Raw genomic sequence first — 25,092 nt, 5'->3', positions numbered from 1 at the left:
TGCGGGCAGTAAGTCTCCCGTCTCAAAATTCAGCTAGAGCAAAGAAGTTAGATGGGAGATCCACTGCCCGTAAACGCTCGATTGGTGAGGGCTGATAATCAGTGGGGGTGAACAAAATTCCCCACTGATTAAAGTTTCACTTTATAATTAATAGTAACATTTCGTATGCATACAAAACATGATCGTGAAATTAAGAATAAATTAGTGGAAAGGAGTGCAGGCATGTTTCATACAGATTGTTTACAAATTCGCAAATATACAATGGATGATTTACAGTTCTATGCTTCACTATGGGGGAACGAGAAGGTAATGCGCTATATTGGAAATGGGACGTTAAAAACATATATACAGTGTAAAAAAAGTTTGGAGGAGTGGGTCATTCCTAGCTATAAAAACGGTCTCGGTTTATTTGTATTGATTGAAAAGGAAACGGGAACAAGAATTGGTCATGCAGGGCTGGTAAAGCAGCAGATTGATGGAAAAGAGGAAATTGAAATTGGTTATTGGTTACTTCCTCAGTATTGGGGAAAAGGGTATGCAAAAGAAGCGGCGGCAGCATTTCGAGACTACGGTTTCCAAGCATTACGAATGAATAAATTAATTTCTCTCATTAACCCGAATCATCCCGCCTCAATATTTGTTGCTAGAAAGACAGGGCTCAGCTATGAGAAAACAACTTTATTTCATGGGATGGATGTTCTTGTTTATTCCATTAAACGTGTTGGATGAAAAATTACTTTTTTAAAGGTAAATTGCATTTTTTGAAGAATGGTATATGAAAATAAAGGGGGGATTACATGTACATTTATCATAATGGACTTATTATTCGTGAGGGAACGAGTAGCGTACCAGCATATGCAATTAAAGCATTGTTTGAAGATGCCGGTTGGAGTAATGATAATATCCCTTCTTGGCAAATTGAAAAATTTACGATAGCATTTGAAAATTCAACATGGGCTTTCACAATTTGGGATGAGGAAGAGATGGTTGCGATGGTTAGAGTCATTTCTGATGGAATTATGATTGCGAACATAGTAAATTTAGTTGTGAAGTGTGAATATAGAGGGAAGGGATTAGGTAAGAAGCTTGTAGCTCTTTGCCTGCAAAAACTTCCCCACGGTGATTGGTTTGCGCATACATCAGCGAACAATTTTGATTTTTATAGAAGTTGTGGATTTGAAGTTAGAGAGCTATCGAGAAATGGAACATGTGCGTATTATGGATACCAAGTCGCGAAAAGAGATGGTCACCGATAAATGAATGGAAAGTAAAAAAGTATAGCGAGGTAATTTTGAGACTTTTGATAATAGAGAATGGATTGAGGCTCGTTTTATGATAAAATAAAAGAAAATTCTGTTTATTATTAGGGGGATAAAAATGAGTGTAAAAGCTGGGGATGTATTTAAATATGAAAGAAGATTTACTGAGGAAGAAGTTTTTGAATTTGCAAATATTACCGGTGATAAAGGTAGACACCATATGGAATACGATGAAAATGGAAGATTAATGGTTCATGGTTTATTGACTGCTAGCATTGGGACGAAAGTGGGAGAAGAGTTACATTACATAGCAAGAGAATTAGTAAGTGAGTTTATTAGACCAGTTTTCACAGGAGATACGATCACTTGTGAACTAACTTTAACAAATGTTGAGCAAATGGAAGGCTATAAAAAAGTTTCAATCGAGTCAGTTTATCGCAATCAGCATGAAAAGACTGTACTAGTTGGGACAAGTTATGGAATTATAAGGGGATAAAAAAGAAGCCTGTTTAACAGGCTTCTTTTTTTATTATTTAATAAACACGTTTTCGATTTTCCGCATAACTCGAGATGAGTAATAATGCAGTTTCTTCTCCTATATTACGAACAATATGAGGAACGCATGCATTCCATGAGAAAGAATCACCTTCTTCTACAATTGCAATATCTTCACCGTGCTGAACTTCTAGTTTTCCGCGTAATACAAGGTGACATTCTTCCCCTTCATGGGCATTTGGTGAGTTTTCTTTCGGGAATCCAGTAGGGATTTCTACTAAAGATAGGCGAAGGCCCCCTTGCTCCGCAACATGTTCAATTCTTTGCTCATCTTTGCCGTATACACTGTATTTCCGTTCTTCTTTTTTGACAATTTTTAATCGATCTTTTTGCTCTAACAATAAATAGGGAAGGGGAACGTTTAAAAAATTGGAGATCGTTTCTAAAGTTGAGATAGATGGTGATGTTTTATTATTTTCAACCTGACTCATAAATCCTTTAGAAAGACCTGTTCCCTCGCAAATTTGTGCAATTGTTATGCCTCTACGTTGACGAATTTCACGTATTGCAGAACCAATATTCATAAAATCAAGCTCCTTTTTGTAAACAACTATTTGTATCATAGCAAAAAAAATATATTTTTTCCCAGTGAAAATGAATTGACGAATAAAAAAAATTAGTGTATGTTTTGTAATGTAAATAAAAGTTTTGTATAAGAAAACTATAAAGGAGAGAATGAAATGAATCAACATATTGGTAACTTAATTATTCGTATCGTGTTAGGGGTAACATTCTTCATGCACGGTTTAACAAAATTCCAATCAGGAATTGACAATATTGCAGGATGGTTTACAAGTATTGGTTTACCAGGAGGACTTGCATACGGTGTAGCAACGTTTGAATTAGTTGGAGGTCTATTATTAATTCTAGGTTTAGGTGTAAGATATATTGGATTATTATTTGCACTTGTTATGGTTGGAGCAATCGTAAAAGTGAAATGGTCAGCTGGTTTATTGGGAGATGGAAAAAATCCTGGTTTCGAATTAGAACTTGCATTATTAGCAATGGGTGCATACTTATTTGTTGCAAAAGCTGATGGTTTTGTAGATAATTTCTTAAAAGAAAAAATGTCAAAGAAGAACTAATTTAAATGGGGGGGCTAACAAGATGAGTTTTCAACTTCATCCCGATACAACACTTGATGTTGTTCATTTATACGTATCTAATGTAAAGAAATCACTAGAGTTTTATACGGAAGTACTAAGTATGAAGGTGCTAAAAGAAGAAGAAGCAGTCGTTACATTTGGGAATGAAAATGATGAACCACTTCTTATCATTGAAGAAAAGAAAGAAGCTTTTCCGAAGCAAAGAGGAAGAACAGGGTTATATCATTACGCAATTTTATTACCAAGTAGACAGGATTTAGCGAATGTTCTTCGTCATCTTGTAGAGATGGTATATCCACTACATGGCGGAGCCGATCATTACTTTAGTGAAGCTCTTTATTTAGCTGATCCAGATGGAAACGGGATTGAAATTTATCATGATCGACAAAAAGAAGTTTGGCGTGATGAGAATGGAGAACTCCCATTTGTTAGTAACCCGTTAGCTGGTGAAGAATTATTACAGCAAGGAAGTACATGGAATGGCTTTCCAGCTGGTACTGTGATGGGGCATATTCATTTCCATGTAGCTGATTTAGAGGAAGCGAAACGTTTCTATGTTGATGGTCTTGGTTTTGAAGTAACGATCCCAGCTCGTAATGGAGCATTGTTCGTATCTGCAGGTGGTTATCATCACCATATCGGTTTAAATACATGGCAAGGTGAAGGGGTACCACCGCAAATGCCAGGTTCTGTTGGTTTAAAATATTTCACAGTTGTACTAGCGAATGAAAAACAAAAAGAGCAAGTATGTGAAAGCTTAAAAAATATTGGCAAGATTGCTACGTACAAAGATGGAATATTACAAGTCGAGGATCCATTTGGACATTGTATCCATTTCAAAATAAAAGGAGAAGCCTAAAAAGGCTTCTCCTTTTATTTTCTTATAATTGCTTTTTCGTTTTGTAAAAATAGTTCATCAAATTGTTTTGCAAGCTCAAAATCTAGTTTCGTTAAACCTTTTGCATTCCAAGATGACAAAGTAATAATAACTGCTTTATACTGGATAAGGATAAATGGATGGTGATTATGTTCTTCTGATAGTTTGGCGGCTTCAGAGACAAATTCGACTCCTTTTAAGTAGTCGGAAAACATATATTTTCGTTCAATCCATTTCTCATCTTTTACCATCCATTTATCTACCTTCAATAATTCTTCGTGAACTTCTTCTTCAGTTAATCTTAGCATCATTTTTCACATCCTTTACTGGAAGTAACGCAAGACCATTGTTAATAAGGCGTGTTACAGCTTCGTCAGTTGTGAAAGTAGAAAGTTGATGTAGTAATGCTGCCGATGTTTCATGCCCTTTGTTATGCTCTAAAAGTAACTCTAATACTTCAAGGCGCAGCAACCATTCTTTCGCATAAAATTTATTTAATACTTCTTGAATTGCTACTAATTGATCGATATGCGCGTCGTGTAAAATCCCCTCACTTCGAATATCTCGCACTGTTTGATACATACGTTCAAGTTCATTCAGTACAAGTGGAGCAGGAATTTCGTGAACTTCTTCATCCATTGGGAAAAATGCTGCGGCATCTGCGGCACCTGGGAATACTGAAGTGATTTGTGAGCCAACAGCCATATCAAATGCGCCCCATGAAGCATCAAATAAAACGCGGGCGTTATAAGTAACTGTGCAATCGATAAAGGAAATAAGAGCAATTTTCTTATCGTTTTTTACAATATCTGTTACTGTTCCTTTTACATGAATACCACTTGCAAAAGTAAACTCAGCGATAGTTCCAATTGTAATTCCTAATGATTGTAGTTGTTCGTCTGTACAATTTTCTAATGCAATATTTTCAGTGAGTAATCCAATCGGTGTTCCAAATCCGTCACTGTGTACAGAAGTAGAATGATTTGCTAACTGTTTATTATGAAGCGCTAATGCCGTTGGCGAATTTGTTCGCATGTAAATTAATTCACCTGCATCGTTTTCAATTGTCTCGCTAAATGTACCTGTAATTTGTAATCCACTATTTAGCTCAGCTGTTGCATAGTTCTCAGAGCGAATTGCTTTTTCTAAACCTTCTTTTCCACCTGTTTTAAAGGCCATTGTTTTAGAAAATGTTTCAAGCGCATCTGTTAATTCTTCAAAGGATTCACAAACAAATAGTTGTGGTTGCATTTTTGTTACGTCATAAGTTGTCCCTGTACATGCTTCGATAGAAAATGGAACCTTTTCTACAGCGTCTGTTAAGCAATGTTTGCTTTCGCCAACAGAAGAAAGGAGACCAGCACCATATATTTTTGGATCATCTATATTTCCGATTAATCCATATTCTACTGTCCACCAGAAAAGACGTGAAATTTGTTCAGCTTCTGATAAACCAGAAACTAAGTTTTGTTTTTCAATTACAGCATTTTCAGCAGCCTTAACTTCATCAGGAGTAGAAGTAGGGCTTTCTTTTACTATCGTTAATGTACGAACAGCTTCAAATGCATCATGTTCTTCTTTTGTAGAGAAAGCTTTTGCACCAATTTGCCCAAAACGTTTCACATATTTTGCATATGTAGGATCAAGTAAAATCGGTGCGTGTCCTGCGGCTTCGTGTACGATATCTGGAGCTGGTGTGTACTCGATATTTTCTACTTTCCGAATATCTGTTGCGATCGGTAGTAATCCGTGTCCTTGAAAATCGAAGAATGCTACGCCGGGAATAAGTCCGTCAATCGTTACAGCGCCCCAGCCACTTGGTGCCAAACACTCATTCATTTCTTCTACTTTTGGAATTGCATCTATATTAATACCAGATGATTGTAGTCCGTTCACATAGGCTGGATGAGCAACGTCTTTTAAGAAGCTATGATTTTGTCTCATAATGTAACGCCACACAGCGTGATTCACCGGTGTGTATTGATCATAATGTTGTGTGGATACGAATGGTTTTAAATGCGATGGAATTTCTGTTTTCTTTGTCATTTAGACATCCTCCTTTTTTTCTATAAAATTGAATATCAATTTCGTATAGCTTGTATCACCTCCCTTCATTATTTGTAAGCGCTTATAAAATTTTATCATAAGATTCGGAATTATTTAACATCTGTTTCTATGAGAAATAGAAAAAGCCCCTATCGGAAAATCCGATAGGGGCGAAAGAATCGCGGTACCACCCTATTTGTAAGTGAAAATATACTTACATCTCAATTAATGATAACGGAAAAATTCCGTCTTTTCCTTCATGCATAAAAGCACTACGAAAAAGAAGCTCCAGAATTGTAATTCATACTTATATATGTGCTAATTTCCACCGACCATTAGCTCTCTGTAACAGGGATATAAGATACTACTGCGATTCTTTCAACGCGTATATATGAAATTGTGTAAGAGGATGGACGCAAAAAAGTCCCTATCGGAAAATCCGATAGGGACGATAAAAATCGCGGTACCACCCTATTTGTAAACAACTAATTGTTTACCACTCACTTTACGATAACGGAAAGATCCGTCTTTCTCTTCATGCATAAAAAGCATTACGGGAAAGAAGCTCCAGAATTGTAATTCACGCTTGTATATGTACTGATTCGCACCAACCATCAGTTCTCTGAGACAGTGATATAAGTCGCTACTAGTATTCCTTCAAAGCCGATATATAATTCGTTTAACTAAACTATGTTTTGTATTATAAAACTATATTAAAAAAATTGTCAACAAAAATTTTTTATCCCGTGTTAATGAGCAGTAAAATTCCTACCTCAAAATTCGGTTGGAGCAAAGAAGTGAGATGGGAGATTAACTGCCCGTAACTCCCGATTGGTGAAGGGTAATAATCAGTGGGGATGAACGAAATCTCTACTGATTAAAGTTTCACTTTATTTCACTTCTAAATTAACAGTTAAATTAGAGGTATTGCCAGCTGCATCAGTTGCTACAATGTGAATAGTATTTTTTCCTTCTTGTAATTGAGTACGGTCGAAATAAATGTCATAGCTTTTCTCCCAAGGGTTCAGGAATGCCTGGTCCCATACACCATTTCCGTTAATTTCATATTGCATTCTCACTGGAATACCAGGTGCTATCCAACCAGATTCTGACATCCAATCTAGTAGAATATCATCAACTTTTCCTCTAATTACGAGATTTTCTTGGTCAACTTCGTATGTTAACTTAGGTGCAGTTCGATCAAGAAATACAGCAGCTGTTTGTTTTGTTTCTCCGCCAGAATTAGAAGCAACTGCTTCGATTTGATATAGCCCGTCAGCTAAAGGAGTGCCATCTGCTTTTGTACCATTCCATTTGAAAGGTTTGTATCCAGGAGTTGCATTTTTAGCTTGATGGATAATCCCTTGATACGTTACACGTTCTTTCGTAACTAAATTTGCATGCAATGTTACATCATCCACAGGCGCAACTAAATAGTAGTTGATGAGATTATCATCTAGTACGTGGTCGCCATTTGGGCTAAAAGTAGAATTAATAATTTCAAGTCCATCGATACGTTTATAATCTTTAGGCTCGATACTAAATGTGAATGGAATTCGAATTTCTTCTTTTGCCCCTTGTTCTTTTACATATACATTTCCAGTATACACACCTTGTGGTAGTGAGCTATCTACAGTGATAGTAAATGGTTTTTCGGTACTACTATTCGGTTGAATGCTAATCGATGAAGGGACAGAAGCTTTTACTTTTGTGTTTGTGTTTGCATCTAGTAACTCCACACGAGTTGAAAAACTTTTCTTTTTACTAGAAAGGTTTTGTAATGTAACATTTTGCGTCAGTTTTACTTTTCCGCTATTTGGCTTAATAAGACCAAAGCTGACATTGTTAGGTTTTACTAATACATTTGTTTGAGCTGCTTTCGGAATGTTAATTAAACCTGATCCTTGTGCCATAACAGGGTATGTATTTTCATTGACATCATGTAATGTTTTTGCATTGTTAGCAAGAGCCGCTTTCAATTGTTCTGTCGTCCAATCAGGATGCATTTGACGCAAGAGGGCAACCGCTCCAGCTACTTGCGGAGCAGCCATACTTGTTCCGTTATGCGATTCATAGCCGCCTCGCGGTACTGTACTAGTAATTTGTACTCCAGGTGCAACAACATCAGGCTTTATTAGCCAACTTCCTTGTGATGGTCCTCTTGAACTAAAGTTACCGATAAGTTCTGTTTGCTTTGGTTGTCCAATTTTTATATTTTTCTTTCGTTTTGTAATTAAAGTTTTTAATTCTTCCCCATTTGTATTTGATAATTGCATTACTGGGACAGCTAGATGTTCACGTGAAAAATATTCCGGCATCATATTAATTTCTTTTTCGCTAGAGATTAATAACACACCAAGTGCACCAGCTTGTTTCGCTTGTTCTGCCTTTACTAATGTACTAGAAGTACCTTGTAAAATAAGTGCGAATTTCCCTTTCACATCTTGTTTTGCATAATCACTTGGATTGCCATAACCAACGTATACAAGAGGGGAATCATTTCCTATTGGAAAATCGGATTTTGATAACGGTAACCCTTGATATGTTTTGCTGGAACCAGCTACTTGGAATGTTGGAAACGGGATAGAAACCGTAGATGCTCCAACAGAAATGACACTACTTGCGTTACCGGGAGCATCAACAGACCAAGGTTTTGGTCCGTCATTTCCATTTGAAACGACAGTAGTAACACCAAGTTTCGCTGCTCGTTCTAACGTTAATGTTACAGGCTGATCAGGTACATTTAAATCCTGCCCAAGGGAGAGGTTTAACACATCCGCACCATCTTGAATCGCTCGCTCAATTCCTTGGATAATATCATCTGTTGTACCAGTTCCACCGTCATTCATTACACGATAGGCTAGAATAGAAGCGTTTGGAGCAACGCCTTTAATTTTTCCATTACCCGCAATAATTCCAGCTACATGAGTACCATGTACGTTACCATCCATTGGATCGCTATCTTCATCAACCGTGTCATATCCACCGATATAATTTGCCTTTAAGTCAGGGTGTGTATAGTCTACGCCAGAGTCGATAATGGCTACTTTCATGCCTTTTCCATCAAGCGGTTTGCCAGATGGATCTTTTAAATTCCACGCGTCAGGTGCACCAATTGTCGGTCCACCGATATTTGGTGCTTCTTCGTTAGTAGTACTTTTTGATGTTTCATGCAATTTATATGTTAAGTTCGGATAGACTGCTTTTACTTCAGGTAAAGAGGCAAGAGAGGTAATTTGATCTCCAGGAACTGAAATAGAGAATCCGGAAAATAACGTATTATACACTTCTTTAATTTTTGCACCAGGTGCTTTTTCTTTTATTTTCTTAGTCGTATCTTCTTGTGCTTTTTTTAGCTCAGCATGATAAGACTGCGCATTACTATTTTGTAAATCTGGAGCATGCTGAATATTACTTTGAGCAGCGAGAGGTGCATGTTGCAATTCTACAATTACTGATATTTCTTTTGTTGTTTTCGTTTCAACATTTTGAGCAATTTTATGTTCTCCCCACTGTTCAATCGTTGTTTTTAATTGTGGACTAAATTGCTTCTCCTTTTGTAGTGATTCAGCATGAGCGCTTAAAGCTCCAAAACTAGAAAAGACAAGCGCCATGCTTAATAGTGTAGATGTAGTTTTTTTCATTGATACTCCCCCTAATAAAAAAGTGCCAATATTCAGAAATGTAATCTTACATTTTAGTTAGAACTTATAAATATAAATGTTGGCTAAACTATACTTTCGACATAATTCATACCAATCCTCTATGAATTGAAAATTTCTTGGGGAATTTTTTCTGATTATGTCGAATCGATATTTTTCACATATTGTAGGAAGAAAGTGAGGAATGCTATGAGGGAAATGGAGTGATGGTATGAAAAGGCTAATGGTAAGTGGTAGTGTAGTGTTGTTTATGTTTTTATGTTCTATCACTATTACTAGTGCAGAAAATAATAGTGTGAAAGTTGCTTTTATTCGTCATCATAACCTTTGGATTAAAGTTGATGGGAAAGAAATACAGATTACAAAAGGAGAGTACATAACAGGGCCGAAGTGGTCATATGACGGGGAGTGGCTAGCATATGTAAAAGGGAAGAAACAAAGTATTCTTGAGTTATATCGGCTGAAAGATGGAAAAAAAGTTACGCCGTTTCACTCAGAAGCATCGAATTATCAATGGTCACCAACAGAAAATATAATTGCATTTATATTTACAGGTACATTAAATACATTTGATGTAGAAAAAAAGAATGCAGATTTTGAAAATGTATCGGCTGGTGTAGGGGATTATGCATGGTACCCCGATGGAAAGAACTTTCTTGTATCCTCTGAAGCGAACTTACTTCCAACAGGATGGACAGGGGCTCAGCTATATGAAGTGCAAAAAGATGCACATATGAATCCTCACAAAATGAAGCATTTGTATGCATTGCCAAATGAACATGATGATTTTCTAGCGCTAGTAGCAAGTGGCTTTAAGTGGTCACCAGATCAAAAGTGGATTTCATTTTTAGCGGTACCGACAGCTTCATGGTCAGCTGATAGTAATACGCTTTGCTTAGTTCGTGCAGATGGAAGTCGGTTTGAAAAAGTAGATCAAATGTTATTAAACGAACAATGGTTTCAATGGGCACCATCAAAAAATATATTAGCTTATATTGAAGGGAGCGGAAGAGTTACATTAGAAAATAAACATTTAAAAGTAAAGGAATTGCCAGCACTTCAGCAGAACATATTTACGCCGAAAGGATATGTTGATTGGGATTTTGTATGGAAGAACGATAGAGTAATTATCGTTTCACGAGCAAAAGAGGCAGGAATAGAAACTCCACCAGAAAAAAGGCCACTACCATCTTTATATGAGGTCGATAGTACAAGTAATGCACAGCATCAAATCACAAAGAAAACGAACAAGCAAGGGGATTACCACCCGATCTTCATGAAGAAGAGTAATCAATTAATTTGGATACGTTCAGACCGTAAGAAAGCGGATGTATGGCTTGCTCATAAAGATGGGAAACAGGAAAAGAAGTGGATTGAAAATATAGATGTACCAGCGTGGTATTATGAGAAATGGAATTGGGGAAATGTTATCTCGGTGAAATAACAATAAAAAAACTGCCTAAAAAATCATTTTAGGCAGTTTTTTATTGTTATTTATGTGTTTTATTTGGCTTTTTTTTCGCTGGGTTTCCGTTCCCTTGTCGCTTTCTATTTTGTTCATCTTTTGCTTGTTTTTCATGTAGTGTATCTAAAAATTCATTCGAGTTACTCATGTTTATATCTCTCCTTTCATTTTGTCATGATTACTATAACCATTTAGGAGGATAATCATGAGTTAGAAATTAGGCACTTAATTTTCTTCGATAATGTAAGTAAAATATTCCATACATAACAAATAGCATGAGTAAAACTTGTATCTCTACATTTTCTTTTAAAAAAGCTGCGATAGGGTCTGGTAAGTACGGTGATTTATCGTTTGTGCTTAAACCTAACCATTTATTTAAGAGGCTAATGGTACAAAACATAAAAACACCGGACCAGCTTGCCGTAATTGCTTTTTGTTTAATTTTTGTTTCACGTTCATCATCTGCAATCCAAGGATTAGCAGTTTTATCACTACTAAAGAAGCCGTTTATATATCCCCATACAATCATTCCAATAAAGACAATTATCCATTTCATATATGTAATTCTCCTTTCAGTGTAAAAAGTGTTTTACATATTGGTTTTCATACAGCAGGAATAAAGAATGCAATAGGGAAGAAATATGTGTGAGGATTTTATAGTAAGAGGAGGCTGAATATGAAACTTGTTTTTGTTCGGCATGGTGAAGGTGAACATACAACGGATTTACCGGAAAGTTTGCAAGTGTTGGATCCACCATTGACGAGAGTAGGAAGGGCTCAAGCTAAATTACTTCAACGTGATGTATCATTACAAGAAGCGGATATATTAATTGTTAGTCCTACACTTAGAACTTTACAAACGGCGACAATATGGAGTGCGAAAGTAGCTTGTCAAAAAATAGTCCATCCATATGTATCTCCACGTATTTTTCCTTATCGAGAAGGAGCGAAAACATTACCGTGCGATTATATAGTAGATCAGGGAATGATAACAAAGTTATTTCCGCATTTTTCGATAGAGAAAAGCTCAAATAATCAGTTATGGAAGGAAGGTATAAACACTATTTCAGAGAATAGTTTTCAGCAAATAGTAGATGAATTTCTTCTTTGGTGTTATGGACTGGGTGCTGAAAGAATTTGCATTGTATCTCACGATGGAACAATTACAGCATATAGACAATATTTACAGAAAGTCGTTTTAACTAGATCAGATTTTTTGAAAGAAACAGGTATATATGAAATGGATTTATCCCATAAAAGTCTGATTGATAAGGGCTGATTATAGGATGGGGTTGTATGTTGAATATTGCATTAGTAATTGGTTTTAATTCGGATTTAGAGGCGCAATTAATCCGAGCATCTCTTGAATATTTTGGTGCAAGGGTTGTGACATATTGGATTGGTAGACCGAAAGATTTTGTGGAAGTTCTTTCTGTAAAGAACTTATTTAACAATATTAATTATATTATTTTTTGCTTTCATGGTGAAGAAGGGAAGTTTGTCATGGAAGAGTTAGGCGAAGAAGTATATGAACAAGATGAACCGAGAGGGTATTTTGGTGCAGCAGAAATTTATAAATATGCAAAATTGCATAATACACATATTGTAAATAGCGGGTGCACGTTAGGGGAGCAAAATCTTTTTTACATAGTGGTGCGAAATCATATATTGGATCGATTAATTATGTAGATGGAAATGCAGCACTTATGTTTACTATACGCTTATTTTATGGGGTTATTAACCATGGGAAAACGTTAGAAGAAGCGAGTTTAATTGATGAGGAGACACATACATTTCGATTCTATAATTAGTGTGAAACACGTTTATTCTATATTCGAATAAACGTGTTTCACATTTAACTCACAATTTTTTTACATTTTTTTCAATGAAAATGATTATCACCTGTGGTATGATATGTTCAAGTTTTTACAGGTAATAAAAGTTACTATATAAACGTTAGTTTTTAATGTTTCATACACATGTCATGAATTATTCATAATTAACGTTTGAAAAATAAGTAACTAATGTTATTATATTATCTGTAACTAACTTAATTACAACTTTAGGAGGAAGATATGGTTATTCAATTTTTAAGAGAAAACAAAGCAGTTTCTTTTGCATTAGCAGTAATTCGAGTATATCTTGGTTACACATGGTTAATGGCTGGAATCGGTAAACTACAAGGAAAAGGATTCGATGCAACAGGTTATTTGCAAGGCGCAATTGAAAAATCTAAAGGCGCACAACCGGCTGTTCAATCTTGGTGGGCATCATTCTTACAAGAGTTTGCAATTCCAAATGTAGATTTGTTTAATACGCTTGTAACATGGGGAGAAATTTTAGTCGGAATTGGTTTAATTGTAGGCTGTTTAACAAAAACAGCGGTCTTTTTTGGTCTTGTAATGAACTTTTCCTATATGTTTAGTGGGTCAATTGGTGTGAATCCTGAGATGGTTATCTTATCTATGTTTGTTCTTGTTGCCGGTATGAACGCTGGGAAATTTGGAATGGATGGCTTCGTTATCCCGAAAGTATTAGGATCAAAAACTCAAAAACGCCAAAAGCAAGCTGCTTAATATATGAAAATGGGTATCTCACAATGAGATACCCGTTTATGTTATTTTTCAATTTTGATCGGATTGTTCTTAAAGAAGTCTTGTACATACCCGACAAATTCTTGTGGTTCTTGGCGAAATGGTGCATGATAACCTTTTTCAATAATATGTAAAGTGCTATTTTTTAAGAATTGATGATACGTTTCTCCTTCTTTCCAAGAAACGCTACTATCATTTCTGCCCCATATAATTAAAGTTGGCTGTTTCATTTCATTCGCATTAATTTTAAGACGTCTAGGCCATAGTTTCATTTTGTTATAATGTTCTTCATCATTACGTTTGAATTTCACTTTGCTCTCATCATAATCTGTAATAGAAGAAACGGCATTTAAATCAGTCGACAATTGTGGTTTTGGTGAGCCTTGTTTATTAACGAATGTATGAGGGCCACCTGTAGCATCAGTTAAAATAAGGTGAGTAACTGCTTCAGGATATAAATATGTTAAATTTAGAGAAATTTCTCCCCCCATGGAATGCCCCAGTATTGCGAATGAATCATATCCTAGTTTTTTCATTAATTTATAATACAAATTTGCATGAGTTGGAAAAGAATAATAAAAATCCATTGGCTTAGATGAGCGCCCGAATCCCAAAGCATCTACAGAAATAATTGTATGATCTTTTGCTAAATCGGAGTAGATCTTTTGAAAACCATCTGATGACCCTCCAAAGCCATGAATCATAAGTAAAGGTGGTTTTTCATTACCAATCTTTTTAAAGTAAATGGTTTGACCATCTATTTCTACCATTTTTTCCTCGGTAGCTAGTTTCGCTGTAATTGTATTTTTAACTTGCTTTACTTGTTCTACTGGCTTTTCTGCTGCACTACATCCTACTAATAGTGTAAGAGTAAGACAACCTACCATAAAATAGCTAAATCGCTTCAATTAGGTGTCTCCTTTCTAACATAACGCTGTATCTATCATAGCAAATAGCATATTACGATTTCCAGGAAGTTGGCTACCATTTTTTATCATAAGAGGTGAAAGGAGCGTTTCTTGGAAATTTTCTGTTTGAAGAAATTGACGAAATGTAAATTGTGAGTGTGGGACATCAATTCGTACTATACCATTCCAACATTCACATATCTTTTTTAATAATTGAATAGAATCTTCTTCTTGCTTGGCGATAAGTGGATTGATACATAATATATTGCCCTTTCGTATGCATAATGAAAAAGCTTCTATACAGTTATTTCTTTCAATTTTAAAAGAGTGTACGGCCCTTGGTAATAGCAAAGAGTAAAGTAGAGAACGATTCATACCAGTTGCAATTTGATCGAGAGAAGTAAGAGATATAAGGTCTTCTTCTTGTACTTGTTGTAAGTGAGAAGGGTACGTCTTAATAGTTTGCTTTTCAAAACGATGAATCGTTGTTGCTGTTTGAAATCCGCATGATGTGTATAGAGGTTCGCCAGCTTTTGTCGCAATAAGTGCAATGGGTTGTTTTGGATGAATTTGTTCCAAGCAATGATTTAGCAACATGCGCCCGATTCCGCGTCCTTGAAAATTAGGGTGAACGATTAACATACCAATGGAAGTGAAGTTACTTGTAAAGGGAAATACTCCTCCAGTCGCAATGAGTTTGTTTTCATGAATGTAACCTACAAGTGTGCCGATAGAAAGATACATTTCGAATTGTTTTTTCATAAAAATTTCATCGTGTAACCATCCAACAGATTTGCAAAGATTAAGTAATTCAAAAATAAAAGATTCATTTAGCTTTACTATTTTCATAAAGGCTCACCGCATTTCTATTTATTTTCATAAACATAGAGTCAAAATGTAAAAAAAGAGATTTACGTTAAATGAAATCCAACTTGTTTATATTTAAATTGTAAAGGGCAGGATAGTTGATACGAAAAGACAAAGTTATACAAATTATAACTGATATTTACATAAGTTAACAAAAAATTTACATACAGCTAATTTTCTCTTAATAGTCTTCCATTAAATTTGATAGTGGGAAATGAATAACCTAATTAGGGGGACAAGACAGTGAAAAAGTTTGTGAAAAAAGCATGGCCATTTGCAGTTGTGGCATCATTAGCAGTTACTTCGGTAGCAACATGGAATTTTACTCGTTCTAGTGAGGTTAATGCAGATGAGAACGGAAGCAATGCAAAGATTAAAAATGTTATCGTATTAATTGGGGATGGTATGGGCCCTTCATATATGACGGCTCACCGGTATATGAAAGATAATCCAAAAACTTTTGAAATGGAATCTACAGAATTTGATAAGCATCTTGTAGGAACACAAAAAACATACCCAGAAGATGAACATGAAAATATTACAGACTCTGCATCAGCAGCAACAGCTATGTCAGCAGGGATTAAAACATATAATGCTGCAATTGCAGTTGATAATGATAAAGCGGAAGTGAAAACGGTTCTTGAGCAAGCGAAAGAAAAAGGGAAATCAACGGGACTTGTTGCAACTTCTGAAATTACACATGCAACACCAGCTGCTTTCGGTGCGCATGACATTAGCCGTAAAAATATGGACGCAATTGCAAATGATTATTTTGATGAGAAAATTAAAGGGAAGCATAAAGTAGATGTTATGCTTGGCGGCGGCGTAAAGAACTTTGTTAGAAAAGATCGTAATCTTACAGAAGAGTTTAAGAAATCTGGTTATAGCTATGTAACGGATCGAGATCAATTGTTAAATGATAAAAATGATCAAATTCTTGGTTTATTTGCACCAGGTGGATTAGATAAAATGATTGACCGTAATGATAAAACACCTTCATTAGAAGAAATGACTAATGCAGCAATTGAGCGTTTGAACAAAAATAAAAATGGTTTCTTCTTAATGGTGGAAGGAAGTCAAATCGACTGGGCTGGACATGATAATGATATCGTTGGTGCAATGAGTGAAATGGAAGACTTCGAAAAAGCTTTCAAAGCAGCGATTGAGTTTGCGAAAAAAGATAAAAATACGTTAGTTGTTGCAACGGCAGACCACGCTACAGGTGGATTATCTTTAGGTGCCAATGGCGAGTATAACTTTAAAGTAGATCCAATTAAAGCTGCAAAACGCACACCAGACTTTATGGCAAATGAGATTGCAAAAGGTGCAAATGTAGAAGAAACATTAAAAAAATATATTGATTTACAATTAACTCCAGAAGAAATTCAAGCTGTAAATGATATAGCTCCGTCAAAAGATGTAACAAAGATTGATAATGCAATTGAAGATATTTTCAATAAACGCTCGGTTACAGGCTGGACAACAGGCGGGCATACAGGGGAAGATGTAAACGTGTATGCATTTGGTCCAGGTAAATACTTATTCTCTGGCGTTCAAGAGAATACAAATATAGCGAAACGTGTCTTTGATATTGTTGGCGGCGGCGATCCGAATAAAGGAAGACGATAATTAAGAGCGAAAGTGAGGCGAACTGCCTCACTTTTCTTTTTAGGAGTTGGGAATATGAAAAAATTATTTAGGGAATTAAGATTCCTTCTAGTATTTGTAGTATTACTAGTTGGATGTCAACAAGAAGAGAATAACGTAGAACAAAAATCTATTATTAAAAAAACTGAGGAAAAGGTACAAATAACAAAAGAAGAAGAGAGATCTATTCAAGATGTTATGAATACATTTGTGCGAACGACGAATGAAAAAAATCTTGCAGAACATATGGAGTTATTTTCAAAGAAGATGCCTAGTGCTGAAGACTTAAAAACACAAAAAGAAGCCGCATTTCAAAAGGGAAATAAGAAAATTGAATTGGAACATATAGATATGAAAGCTAGTAAAGTAGGGTATGTTATTGTTGAAACGAAAGAAAAGGAAGTAGATGACAGTATCACTCTTCAAAAGAAAGTACAGTATGCTCTTGGAAAAGAAGATGATAAATGGAAGATTGAAGAGGTTCGAACAATAGAGAAAAAATAACGTGAAACTTTCATAAGTGTGGGGGTCGTACTTCCCAAACTGGTAGAAAAAAGGTTCTCATTGGCGAGAACCTTTTTTTATAGTGGTAGCATAATTTGATTTGAGCATGCCTCAATATCATCAATATCTTGACGAATTGTGGCCATTTTATTATCAAGATCTTCAGCTTTCATTGCTGCATCATGTAGTTCATCTTTTAAATACTCCGGTATTTTCCCTTCATATTTATAATAAAGTTTGTGTTCTAAACTTGCCCAAAAGTCCATTGCCAGTGTACGTAACTGAATTTCTGCAAATACATCTTTTGTACCAGAATTTAGTGATAAAGGATATTTAATAATCATGTGTAAACTTTTATATCCGTTTCGTTTTGGGTTAGCGATATAATCTTTTACTTCAATGACTTCCATATCTTCGCGTTTTTGAATGACTTCTTTCAAATGATAAATATCTTCTACGAAGCAACATGTAATACGAATACCAATAATATCTTGTAAATGTGTTTGAGCGTTTTCAACTGTTGGTAATAAGCTTTTGCGTTCTAGCTTTTTAATAATACTTTCAGGTTGTTTTAGTCTTGTTTTTATATGTTCAAACGGGTTGTAATCCTCTAGGAATTGAGCTTCCCGGTTCATAATTTCAAATTTAGTTTTTAACTCTTCTAAAGCAAATGTATATGGTAATACAAAAGCTTTCCAGTAGTTAACTGTTGATTGATTATATTCCATTTATATACACACCTTTTCCTATTTACAAGTGAGGTTGTTATTATACTAAATACCAAATCATATAAGCACAAGCAGCAAATGATGAGATCATAAAGCGATATTTAGTTTTCATACTTTCAACTCCTTTCGAGTAAGATTCTATATAAATAAACGTGATTGTTAATAAGTTCACTATGTACAATTTCTATAGTAATAGATTCGTGTGAATTTCGTATGAACTAATTGTTTCAGCTTTTTGTCTTTTTTGCTGTTAATCATAATTATTATTCGGATTTAAAGTGTTTTCATTTGATTTATCCATTTGTATAAATTAATGTATATTTAAATTTATAGTTATTAAGGAGGATATATGGTGAACTTTGAAGAATTAGCAATTGCTAGACGTTCTGCAATGAAATTTATACAAGGTATAGAAATCCCTGATGAGGATTTTAAAAAAATATTTGAGTTAACTAAGCTTTCTCCATCTTGCTATAATTTGCAGCACACACATTATGTTGTAATTCGTGATCAAGAGCGAAAAGAAAGATTAAAAGAATTAGCGTTCGGTCAATATAAAGTATCGAGTGCATCAGCGGTAGTGCTCGTTTGTGGTGATAAAAGAGCATACCAAAATGTTGAAAATATTTACTTCGGTATGAAAGTTTTAAAAATGATTGATGAATGCGAATATGAAGATACCATTAGGCAAACGAAAGGTTTATATGAAGGAAAAGGAGAGCGTTTCATGGAGGATGAAGCGATTAGAAATGCTTCGTTAAGTGCGATGACTTTTATGTACGCAGCTAAATATTATGGCTATGATACATGTCCAATGATTGGTTTCGATGAAAAAGCAGTACAAAGTGAATTAAATATGCCAGAGCATGTAATACCTGTTTTAATGATTACGATAGGGAAAAGTGATACGACTAAAGTTCGTCCAAGAGGATATCGAAAGCCAATTAGTGAGTTTGTTACATACGAATCGTTTTAATAAAATTTATTTAACTATAAAAACAAGGGGATTCTAAATAGAATCTTCTTGTTTTTGCAATTGACAAATAGAATGAAGTTTTATAATATATAAATCGTAATCATTACGTTTTAGTTTGCAATCTTTGAAAGAAAGGAGAATTACCTATGCGTGTAAATATTACATTAGCTTGTACGGAGTGCGGTGATCGTAATTATATTTCTAAAAAAAATAAACGAAACAATCCAGAACGTATCGAATTAAAAAAATATTGTCCACGATTAAAGCGAGTAACGTTACATCGTGAGACGAAGTAGAAGACTAGAGATATCTCTAGTCTTTTTTTGTTAATAAGTTTTGGTTTTCTTTGTTATAATTACCTTAAATTGTAACGAAGGAGAGGGTATGGTGAATCAAAAAGATAAAGAAAGAAAAGAGCACGTAGCTCATATTATTGAAATTCCAGATGAATATAGGCTTGTTGTAGATGATCAAGAAGGGGTTGATGACCCGTATCATCTATTATGGTGGGGACATAAAGATGATGAGGAGAAACAGATACAAATTACATTAAATAGACATACTGGTAATTTAATTGAATTTAGGATAGATGATGGAAATTCTTTTTCGAGTGATAAGGGAGCGATAGAGGAGAATAAAGCAAGAGAGGTTGCAAATACATTCTTAAAAAAATATACAAAAGAAGGATATGAATTCTATACATATGTAACGGTTAAGGACGACAGGCGCGGTTGGAAAGAAGTAAATTATATGCAAGAAGTGAATAGCTATCCATTGCCGAATACTGGGTGTGTTGTGCAAGTGCACCCTTCAGGTAATGTTGTGCATTTTCATTACAATGGACAAAAAGCCATAGAGAAAAAGCCGTTATGGCCAAGTGAAATTGTTGGGGAGAATATCGTTTTAGAAAATTTGAAAGCTAGACAAGATATGAGACTTGTATTTGTAGATTTAACATACTCTTCATGTGAGTATGAAAACGGGGAAGAAGTAAAAGGGTACCATCTTGTATATGAACCAGAGCCTAGTCATGCGTTTATTGATGCAAGTACAGGTAAAGATTTATATGGGCCAGAACACTATAAATTACCTTCTACAGTACTTGTTGATAAACCGCTAAAGAGTAATCAAAAAAAAGATGTGTTTGATTTATTTGATTGGGACAAGGGGAAGTTTGTCAAAATAGATGAAAAAGTAGATGAGGATGAAGTCCGGATAAAATTTGTATTAAAAGAAGAATTACAAAAAGAAATAGAAGAGAAGGATTCATATTCAATGGATGAGTTTTATAAAAAACATTTTCCAATGTTGAAACATGATGAATTCGTAGTAATTACTCTAGATAAAGAAACAAATCAATTGCTTTCTTTTTTTATGTGGAAGGATGAGAAAAAAAGGAAAACAATCTTATCAAGAGAGCAATGTTTAAGCAAGGCACTTCAATTTTTAGAGCATATTATCCGAGATGCGACAAAGTATGTTCAACTTTGGGATAATTATGAGGAGGAAGAGGGGATAGAGAGGTTTTCCTTTTCAATCTATGTAAATGACATTCATGTAGAGCGGAAATATATTATGATCAACATCAATGCAGAAAATGGTGCTGTGATGCACTACTCTGGAGAGTGTGGCAACTTTATAAAAGAATTACTTACATATGAAACAACACCAAAAGTAACAAAAGAAAAAGCGTTAGAAATATACAGAGAGGCTATCCGAGTTAAATTAGAATGGTTTGTAGATCATGATGCAGAGGAAACGAAATACAAACTACTGTACAAACAAACGACAGATGAAAAACATAAAGAACCTTTTTATTGTAGTCGGGAAATTCGTTATATTGATGCTCAAACTGGGAGAAAGATTTGGAGTAAGTAAAATAAAAAGAGTTATTTTTCAAAGAATATAAAAATAACTCTTTTTATTTTTATAATTTGCCTGTTCGTTTTTCAAAAGTAAATGTGATAGGAAGATCGGAATGAGAACTATCATTTTTAAATGTTACTTTCCATTCTTTAGTATGGGCTTTAATTTCAAAATTAAGAAGATTCATTGCTCTACGTTTATCTATTTCTAAAAACATATTATGAATTTCCGGTTCTTGCTGTAAATTAAGAGCCTTTAGTGTGACTGTAAATGTGAAAAAATTCTGCCCTTCATATACTATCCTTGCTATTTTTGTTTTTGGTGTATTTAACACTACATAAAAACGGTCTGATTGAGTTAATTGTACAGAGTCATCGGTAATTTCATTCTCGCTATTATAAAGTTCAACTAAGAAAGATGTACTACGGGAAGAATCTGTTTTGCTTGTAATGTGTAATTCAGTAGGAATCATGGGTATTTCATAAAACTCATTTTTTATTATAGTATTGTAGTCTTCTGAAAATTTACGAACTTCTTTTGGAAAAGAGTCTTCTTCTTGTGTATTTAAAAAGGTTTTATGTTGCTTTGGAAATTTTTTATTAAACTTTAATGTTTCTTTAAAGTAATAATTGGATCCAGTCAAAAATAAACAACTACAAATTAATAAAAAAATTCGATACGGATTTTGAAAGTGAAAGAAAAATAGTATACATGTAATAATTCCAATTACATAGAGAATAAAGATAAGTAGTTCTAGTTTTGAGTGAAAGGAAAAACCATAGTTATGAAAAAATTTCATTCCAGTTATAATTTGAGCTCCAAAAAATAAAGAAATTCCAAATTGAAAAAATAATAAATCAGGCCCTCTTTTAATAACAAAAGTAATGAACGAAATGAAAAGTAAAAATCCCCCTAAATAAATTGTTACATTTAATAATCGATCTAATGTAATCATGAATAGTGTCCCCTTTAATAGCATATTCATATATAAATAACAATTTCTTTTAATTATAATATAACAATAAAATATTTTAAATGTTAGAAGTGTTGAGTTTTATAAATAAACTGTACAGACACAAACAACCTCACGCCTACATACACATAATAAAGACCACTATTTTGGCGGAGGTGAAAGGTTTGAGTCTATTCGCCGCAATTGGATATATGGTTCGAGAAGTGTTTGTCTTTGTTTCTTATGTAAAGAATAATGCGTTCCCGCAGCCGTTATCATCAGATGATGAGAGAAAGTACTTAGAGTTAATGGAGCAAGGTGATGCTCAAGCGAGAAATCTTTTGATTGAACATAATTTACGGCTTGTAGCTCATATCGTTAAAAAATTTGAGAACACAGGAGAAGATGCAGAAGATTTAATTTCAATTGGTACGATCGGGCTCATTAAAGCGATCGAGAGCTATTCTGCAGGAAAGGGAACAAAGCTTGCGACGTATGCAGCACGCTGTATTGAAAATGAAATTTTGATGCATTTACGTGTACTAAAGAAAACGAAAAAAGATGTTTCACTTCATGATCCGATTGGGCAAGATAAAGAGGGCAATGAAATATCGCTTATTGATATATTAAAATCAGAGTCTGAAGATGTAATTGATATGATTCAGCTTAGTATGGAGTTAGAAAAAATTAAAGAGTATATCGATATTTTAGACGAAAGAGAAAAAGAAGTGATTGTGAAACGTTTTGGACTTGGGCTAGATAAGGAGAAAACACAGCGGGAAATCGCTAAGGCGCTTGGTATTTCTAGAAGCTACGTATCAAGGATTGAAAAGCGTGCTTTAATGAAGATGTTCCACGAGTTTGTAAGGGCAGAGAAAGAGAAAAAAGCGAAAGAGTAAAGTGTATTAGAAGCAGCCATATTTTAAAAGGGGCTGCTTTTCTTATTGTAAATAAGAAAAGAAAACGCGTTATGCTAAGAAGAAATACATGTTCACTGTTGAAAATGACGGATTCTATCTGTAATATTAGAAGGTGCTAAATAATTTAAGAATAATACCATACTTAGTTTTCTGTATGTATAATAAGGCTGCTTTATATGATATGTGGGAATAAGAACCAATTTTACATATGATATAGAAAGAAAAGAAGGGAAAACTAAAGTTATAGACTGATTAGGGGGTTTCGCAATTTGCGACGTACATTATATCGACTTATGATAGAACTTACAAATGGTCGCTTTACTTCTTATATATTACGTAAATTTGCACAATCTCGTTTGAGCTCTATCATTATTCCATCGTATGCGAAAGTTTTTCAAATTAATCAAGATGAGATGGAAAAGGGCTTGAAGGAATATAGAACATTGCATGAATTATTTACGCGTAAGCTAAAAGAAGGAAAGCGTAGTATTGATACAGATGCATCGAGTATCGTTAGTCCTGTTGATGGTGTTTTTGCAGATCATGGTCCTATTGAGGATACAAAAACATTTGATATTAAAGGAAAGCGCTATTCAATTGTGGATATGCTAGGTAATGAAGAACGTGCAACGCGATATGCAGGCGGTACATATATGGTAATTTATTTGAGTCCAAGTCACTATCATCGCATTCATAGTCCGCTTTCTGGTTCTGTGACTGAAAGGTTTGTACTCGGTAGAAAATCATATCCGGTAAATGCAGCTGGTATGGAATACGGGAAAGAACCGCTGTCAAAAAATTATCGTTCTGTTACAGAAATAAGCAGTGATGGTGAGCATATGGCTCTTGTAAAAGTAGGTGCCATGTTTGTTAATAGTATCGAGCTTTTGCATGAGAGAGATACTGTTCAAAAAGGTGAAGAAATGGCATACTTTACATTTGGTTCAACAGTTGTGTTATTGTTTGAAAAAGATATGATAGAAGTAGTGCAGGAATTAAAGAGTGGACAAGAGCTTCGTCTTGGTGAAAAAATAGCTACTCGATTAGCTCATAAATAAAGAAAAGCTTTTATAACCGTAAGTAAGAGTTATGGGCAAAGATACTTAATGATGAAATCCCCTAGATGGGAGTACTTGTTTATTCGAGAGCCATCGTAGGATGGCTCTTTTTACAGGGCATCCAATAATTTATCCTGTAACTGTTTGATTGGTACGGGCTAATTAAACCTTTCACTTTATATGTAATCAAGAAGATTTGACAAGCTTGTCCTCTAATGAGCGTCTAATGATTTCTTGTTTTATAAGTAAAATGAAGTCGGGATTTAATTTTAGTTCTTTTGCTTTATAATAAGACTCAGTGAGTAACTCAGTGGATAACTGTTCCATATGTTTTGTTTTCAAGGTGAGTCACCTCCTAATAATATAAGGATTGATTCGTTGATGCATTTAATGTACCAAAAAAATATGACAGTCACAAACGGGTGGTTATCCACATACCTAGGTGGATAAAGTGTGTATAGTTTGTTAGTAAATTCCAAATTAACTGAAAAATTAATGTGGAAAATGTGTACAATTTTATCCACAGGTTATATATCGAAAAATGTTGTCGAAAAATTTTATGAAAAATCCTCAAAGAGGTGAAAGAAATTGAAACTATTTTTACCAAATGAATATGTGAAAAATGTATATCATGTTCAACCAGAAGATTTAAAAAAACGTGGGATTAAAGGTGTTATTACTGATTTAGATAACACTTTAATTGAATGGGATCGTCCAAATGCAACCCCGCAACTTGAAAAATGGTTCTTGAAAATGAAAGAGCACGGCATCCAAGTAACGGTTGTTTCAAATAATAATGAGCAACGTGTAAAAGATTTTGCTGACCCATTAGGCATTCCATTTATTCATAGTGCACGTAAACCATTTGTTCGAGCGTTTAAGCGTGCGATACAAGAGATGCATTTACAGGCAGAGGAAGTTGTGGTAATTGGAGATCAGTTACTGACTGACGTGCTTGGTGGAAACCGAGTAGGGCTTCATACAATTTTAGTTGTACCGGTAGCACAAACGGACGGATTAGTGACGCGCTTTAATCGAAAAATTGAACGCAGAATTATGAAAAATATGAAGAAAAAAGGTTTAATTAACTGGGAGGAATAAA

27 protein-coding genes, 1 pseudogene and 2 other annotated features are annotated in these 25,092 nt (G+C 34.6%); of the genes and pseudogenes, 17 read left to right on the top strand and 11 right to left on the bottom strand.

Annotated elements, in window-relative coordinates:
- Positions 1–165: 165 nt before the first annotated feature.
- The 3 genes from DOS87_RS24060 (at position 166) to DOS87_RS24050 (ending at position 1,755) form a co-directional block, all read left to right on the top strand.
- Positions 166–729: a GNAT family N-acetyltransferase gene (locus DOS87_RS24060; protein ID WP_118961582.1), complete on the top strand. Its 564-nt coding sequence runs from the start codon at positions 166–168 to the stop codon at positions 727–729.
- A 68-nt stretch (positions 730–797) separates the two neighbouring features.
- On the top strand, positions 798–1,256 hold the full coding sequence (locus tag DOS87_RS24055; protein WP_000276127.1) for a GNAT family N-acetyltransferase: 459 nt from the start codon (positions 798–800) through the stop codon (positions 1,254–1,256).
- Between the two features lie 121 nt (positions 1,257–1,377).
- The gene (locus DOS87_RS24050) at positions 1,378–1,755 is read left to right on the top strand and encodes a hotdog family protein (RefSeq protein ID WP_000111562.1); all 378 of its coding nucleotides are present in this window, start codon (positions 1,378–1,380) and stop codon (positions 1,753–1,755) included.
- 37 nt (positions 1,756–1,792) lie between these two features.
- Here the strand turns inward: DOS87_RS24050 and DOS87_RS24045 are convergent, their stop codons facing one another.
- Positions 1,793–2,338 carry a helix-turn-helix domain-containing protein gene (locus tag DOS87_RS24045; RefSeq protein ID WP_001020693.1) on the bottom strand — a complete coding sequence of 182 codons (546 nt, stop codon included), beginning with the start codon at positions 2,336–2,338 and terminating at the stop codon, positions 1,793–1,795.
- A 156-nt stretch (positions 2,339–2,494) separates the two neighbouring features.
- Between DOS87_RS24045 and DOS87_RS24040 the strand changes: the two genes are divergently transcribed.
- Together DOS87_RS24040 and DOS87_RS24035 are read left to right on the top strand one after the other, a co-directional pair.
- Positions 2,495–2,899 (top strand): DoxX family protein, encoded by a 405-nt coding sequence (locus DOS87_RS24040; RefSeq protein WP_001071553.1) that lies wholly within the window; start codon positions 2,495–2,497, stop codon positions 2,897–2,899.
- Positions 2,900–2,921: 22 nt separating this feature from the next.
- Positions 2,922–3,779: a VOC family protein gene (locus tag DOS87_RS24035; protein WP_000009842.1), complete on the top strand. Its 858-nt coding sequence runs from the start codon at positions 2,922–2,924 to the stop codon at positions 3,777–3,779.
- A gap of 14 nt (positions 3,780–3,793) precedes the next feature.
- Here the strand turns inward: DOS87_RS24035 and DOS87_RS24030 are convergent, their stop codons facing one another.
- From DOS87_RS24030 to DOS87_RS24020, 3 genes are all read right to left on the bottom strand, one after another.
- Positions 3,794–4,108 (bottom strand): 4a-hydroxytetrahydrobiopterin dehydratase, encoded by a 315-nt coding sequence (locus DOS87_RS24030; RefSeq protein WP_000979537.1) that lies wholly within the window; start codon positions 4,106–4,108, stop codon positions 3,794–3,796.
- Positions 4,089–5,843, bottom strand: coding sequence for an aromatic amino acid hydroxylase (locus DOS87_RS24025; RefSeq protein ID WP_044784495.1), 1,755 nt, complete (start codon positions 5,841–5,843; stop codon positions 4,089–4,091). Before DOS87_RS24025 ends, DOS87_RS24030 begins: the two co-directional genes overlap by 20 nt.
- Positions 5,844–6,006: 163 nt before the next feature.
- Positions 6,007–6,234 (bottom strand) — a binding site (T-box leader).
- A gap of 50 nt (positions 6,235–6,284) precedes the next feature.
- Positions 6,285–6,513 (bottom strand) — a binding site (T-box leader).
- A 220-nt stretch (positions 6,514–6,733) separates the two neighbouring features.
- Positions 6,734–9,487, bottom strand: a complete 2,754-nt coding sequence (locus DOS87_RS24020) for a S8 family peptidase (RefSeq protein ID WP_000754159.1) — start codon at positions 9,485–9,487, stop codon at positions 6,734–6,736.
- A 229-nt stretch (positions 9,488–9,716) separates the two neighbouring features.
- On the opposite strand from DOS87_RS24020, the gene DOS87_RS24015 reads away from it, so the two are divergent.
- Positions 9,717–10,949, top strand: a complete 1,233-nt coding sequence (locus DOS87_RS24015) for a TolB family protein (RefSeq protein ID WP_000826290.1) — start codon at positions 9,717–9,719, stop codon at positions 10,947–10,949.
- Positions 10,950–10,995: 46 nt separating this feature from the next.
- Here the strand turns inward: DOS87_RS24015 and DOS87_RS24010 are convergent, their stop codons facing one another.
- Both DOS87_RS24010 and DOS87_RS24005 read right to left on the bottom strand, forming a co-directional pair.
- Entirely contained in the window at positions 10,996–11,118 is a 123-nt protein-coding gene (locus tag DOS87_RS24010) for a DUF4023 domain-containing protein (RefSeq protein ID WP_000071866.1), read from the bottom strand.
- Positions 11,119–11,187: 69 nt separating this feature from the next.
- Complete coding sequence (locus DOS87_RS24005) at positions 11,188–11,526, bottom strand: hypothetical protein (protein ID WP_000871144.1); 339 nt, start codon at positions 11,524–11,526, stop codon at positions 11,188–11,190.
- 120 nt (positions 11,527–11,646) lie between these two features.
- Between DOS87_RS24005 and DOS87_RS24000 the strand changes: the two genes are divergently transcribed.
- The 3 genes and pseudogenes from DOS87_RS24000 to DOS87_RS23990 all read left to right on the top strand — a co-directional run bounded on the left by DOS87_RS24000 (position 11,647) and on the right by DOS87_RS23990 (position 13,546).
- The gene (locus tag DOS87_RS24000) at positions 11,647–12,249 is read left to right on the top strand and encodes a histidine phosphatase family protein (protein WP_208730128.1); all 603 of its coding nucleotides are present in this window, start codon (positions 11,647–11,649) and stop codon (positions 12,247–12,249) included.
- A gap of 17 nt (positions 12,250–12,266) precedes the next feature.
- Positions 12,267–12,781: pseudogene (locus DOS87_RS23995) on the top strand (delta-aminolevulinic acid dehydratase).
- A 264-nt stretch (positions 12,782–13,045) separates the two neighbouring features.
- The gene (locus tag DOS87_RS23990) at positions 13,046–13,546 is read left to right on the top strand and encodes a DoxX family protein (protein WP_000236591.1); all 501 of its coding nucleotides are present in this window, start codon (positions 13,046–13,048) and stop codon (positions 13,544–13,546) included.
- A gap of 41 nt (positions 13,547–13,587) precedes the next feature.
- Here the strand turns inward: DOS87_RS23990 and DOS87_RS23985 are convergent, their stop codons facing one another.
- Both DOS87_RS23985 and DOS87_RS23980 read right to left on the bottom strand, forming a co-directional pair.
- On the bottom strand, positions 13,588–14,472 hold the full coding sequence (locus DOS87_RS23985; RefSeq protein WP_000819811.1) for an alpha/beta fold hydrolase: 885 nt from the start codon (positions 14,470–14,472) through the stop codon (positions 13,588–13,590).
- Positions 14,473–14,487: 15 nt separating this feature from the next.
- A complete protein-coding gene (locus DOS87_RS23980; RefSeq protein ID WP_000706701.1) occupies positions 14,488–15,321 on the bottom strand; it encodes a GNAT family N-acetyltransferase in 834 nt (277 codons plus the stop codon).
- A 261-nt stretch (positions 15,322–15,582) separates the two neighbouring features.
- On the opposite strand from DOS87_RS23980, the gene DOS87_RS23975 reads away from it, so the two are divergent.
- Together DOS87_RS23975 and DOS87_RS23970 are read left to right on the top strand one after the other, a co-directional pair.
- Entirely contained in the window at positions 15,583–16,968 is a 1,386-nt protein-coding gene (locus DOS87_RS23975; RefSeq protein ID WP_000714908.1) for an alkaline phosphatase, read from the top strand.
- Positions 16,969–17,022: 54 nt separating this feature from the next.
- Positions 17,023–17,490, top strand: coding sequence for a hypothetical protein (locus DOS87_RS23970; protein WP_000732777.1), 468 nt, complete (start codon positions 17,023–17,025; stop codon positions 17,488–17,490).
- Positions 17,491–17,567: 77 nt separating this feature from the next.
- Here the strand turns inward: DOS87_RS23970 and DOS87_RS23965 are convergent, their stop codons facing one another.
- Entirely contained in the window at positions 17,568–18,218 is a 651-nt protein-coding gene (locus tag DOS87_RS23965; RefSeq protein ID WP_000456230.1) for a GTP pyrophosphokinase, read from the bottom strand.
- A gap of 349 nt (positions 18,219–18,567) precedes the next feature.
- On the opposite strand from DOS87_RS23965, the gene DOS87_RS23960 reads away from it, so the two are divergent.
- From DOS87_RS23960 to DOS87_RS23950, 3 genes are all read left to right on the top strand, one after another.
- A complete protein-coding gene (locus tag DOS87_RS23960) occupies positions 18,568–19,194 on the top strand; it encodes a nitroreductase family protein (protein ID WP_000245980.1) in 627 nt (208 codons plus the stop codon).
- Between the two features lie 146 nt (positions 19,195–19,340).
- Positions 19,341–19,490: a 50S ribosomal protein L33 gene (rpmG, locus tag DOS87_RS23955; protein ID WP_001265617.1), complete on the top strand. Its 150-nt coding sequence runs from the start codon at positions 19,341–19,343 to the stop codon at positions 19,488–19,490.
- A gap of 88 nt (positions 19,491–19,578) precedes the next feature.
- Positions 19,579–21,072 carry a YcdB/YcdC domain-containing protein gene (locus tag DOS87_RS23950; RefSeq protein WP_002162495.1) on the top strand — a complete coding sequence of 498 codons (1,494 nt, stop codon included), beginning with the start codon at positions 19,579–19,581 and terminating at the stop codon, positions 21,070–21,072.
- A gap of 49 nt (positions 21,073–21,121) precedes the next feature.
- On the opposite strand, the gene DOS87_RS23945 is transcribed toward DOS87_RS23950, so the two are convergent.
- Positions 21,122–22,015: a hypothetical protein gene (locus DOS87_RS23945; RefSeq protein WP_000631115.1), complete on the bottom strand. Its 894-nt coding sequence runs from the start codon at positions 22,013–22,015 to the stop codon at positions 21,122–21,124.
- A 182-nt stretch (positions 22,016–22,197) separates the two neighbouring features.
- Between DOS87_RS23945 and sigK the strand changes: the two genes are divergently transcribed.
- Positions 22,198–22,911 carry an RNA polymerase sporulation sigma factor SigK gene (sigK, locus tag DOS87_RS23940; protein ID WP_000051382.1) on the top strand — a complete coding sequence of 238 codons (714 nt, stop codon included), beginning with the start codon at positions 22,198–22,200 and terminating at the stop codon, positions 22,909–22,911.
- Positions 22,912–23,201: 290 nt separating this feature from the next.
- A complete protein-coding gene (locus DOS87_RS23935) occupies positions 23,202–23,990 on the top strand; it encodes a phosphatidylserine decarboxylase (protein WP_001254999.1) in 789 nt (262 codons plus the stop codon).
- 186 nt (positions 23,991–24,176) lie between these two features.
- On the opposite strand, the gene DOS87_RS23930 is transcribed toward DOS87_RS23935, so the two are convergent.
- Positions 24,177–24,332, bottom strand: a complete 156-nt coding sequence (locus DOS87_RS23930) for a sporulation histidine kinase inhibitor Sda (RefSeq protein ID WP_000850094.1) — start codon at positions 24,330–24,332, stop codon at positions 24,177–24,179.
- A gap of 246 nt (positions 24,333–24,578) precedes the next feature.
- Between DOS87_RS23930 and DOS87_RS23925 the strand changes: the two genes are divergently transcribed.
- Positions 24,579–25,091, top strand: coding sequence for a YqeG family HAD IIIA-type phosphatase (locus DOS87_RS23925; RefSeq protein ID WP_000765315.1), 513 nt, complete (start codon positions 24,579–24,581; stop codon positions 25,089–25,091).
- Position 25,092: the final 1 nt, after the last annotated feature.

Origin of the sequence: Bacillus sp. CR71 (assembly GCF_003429245.1) — a bacterium.
Taxonomy (GTDB): domain Bacteria; phylum Bacillota; class Bacilli; order Bacillales; family Bacillaceae_G; genus Bacillus_A; species Bacillus_A thuringiensis_S.
Note: the sequence above shows the minus strand (reverse complement) of the source record. Positions and strands in the feature narration are given on the sequence as shown.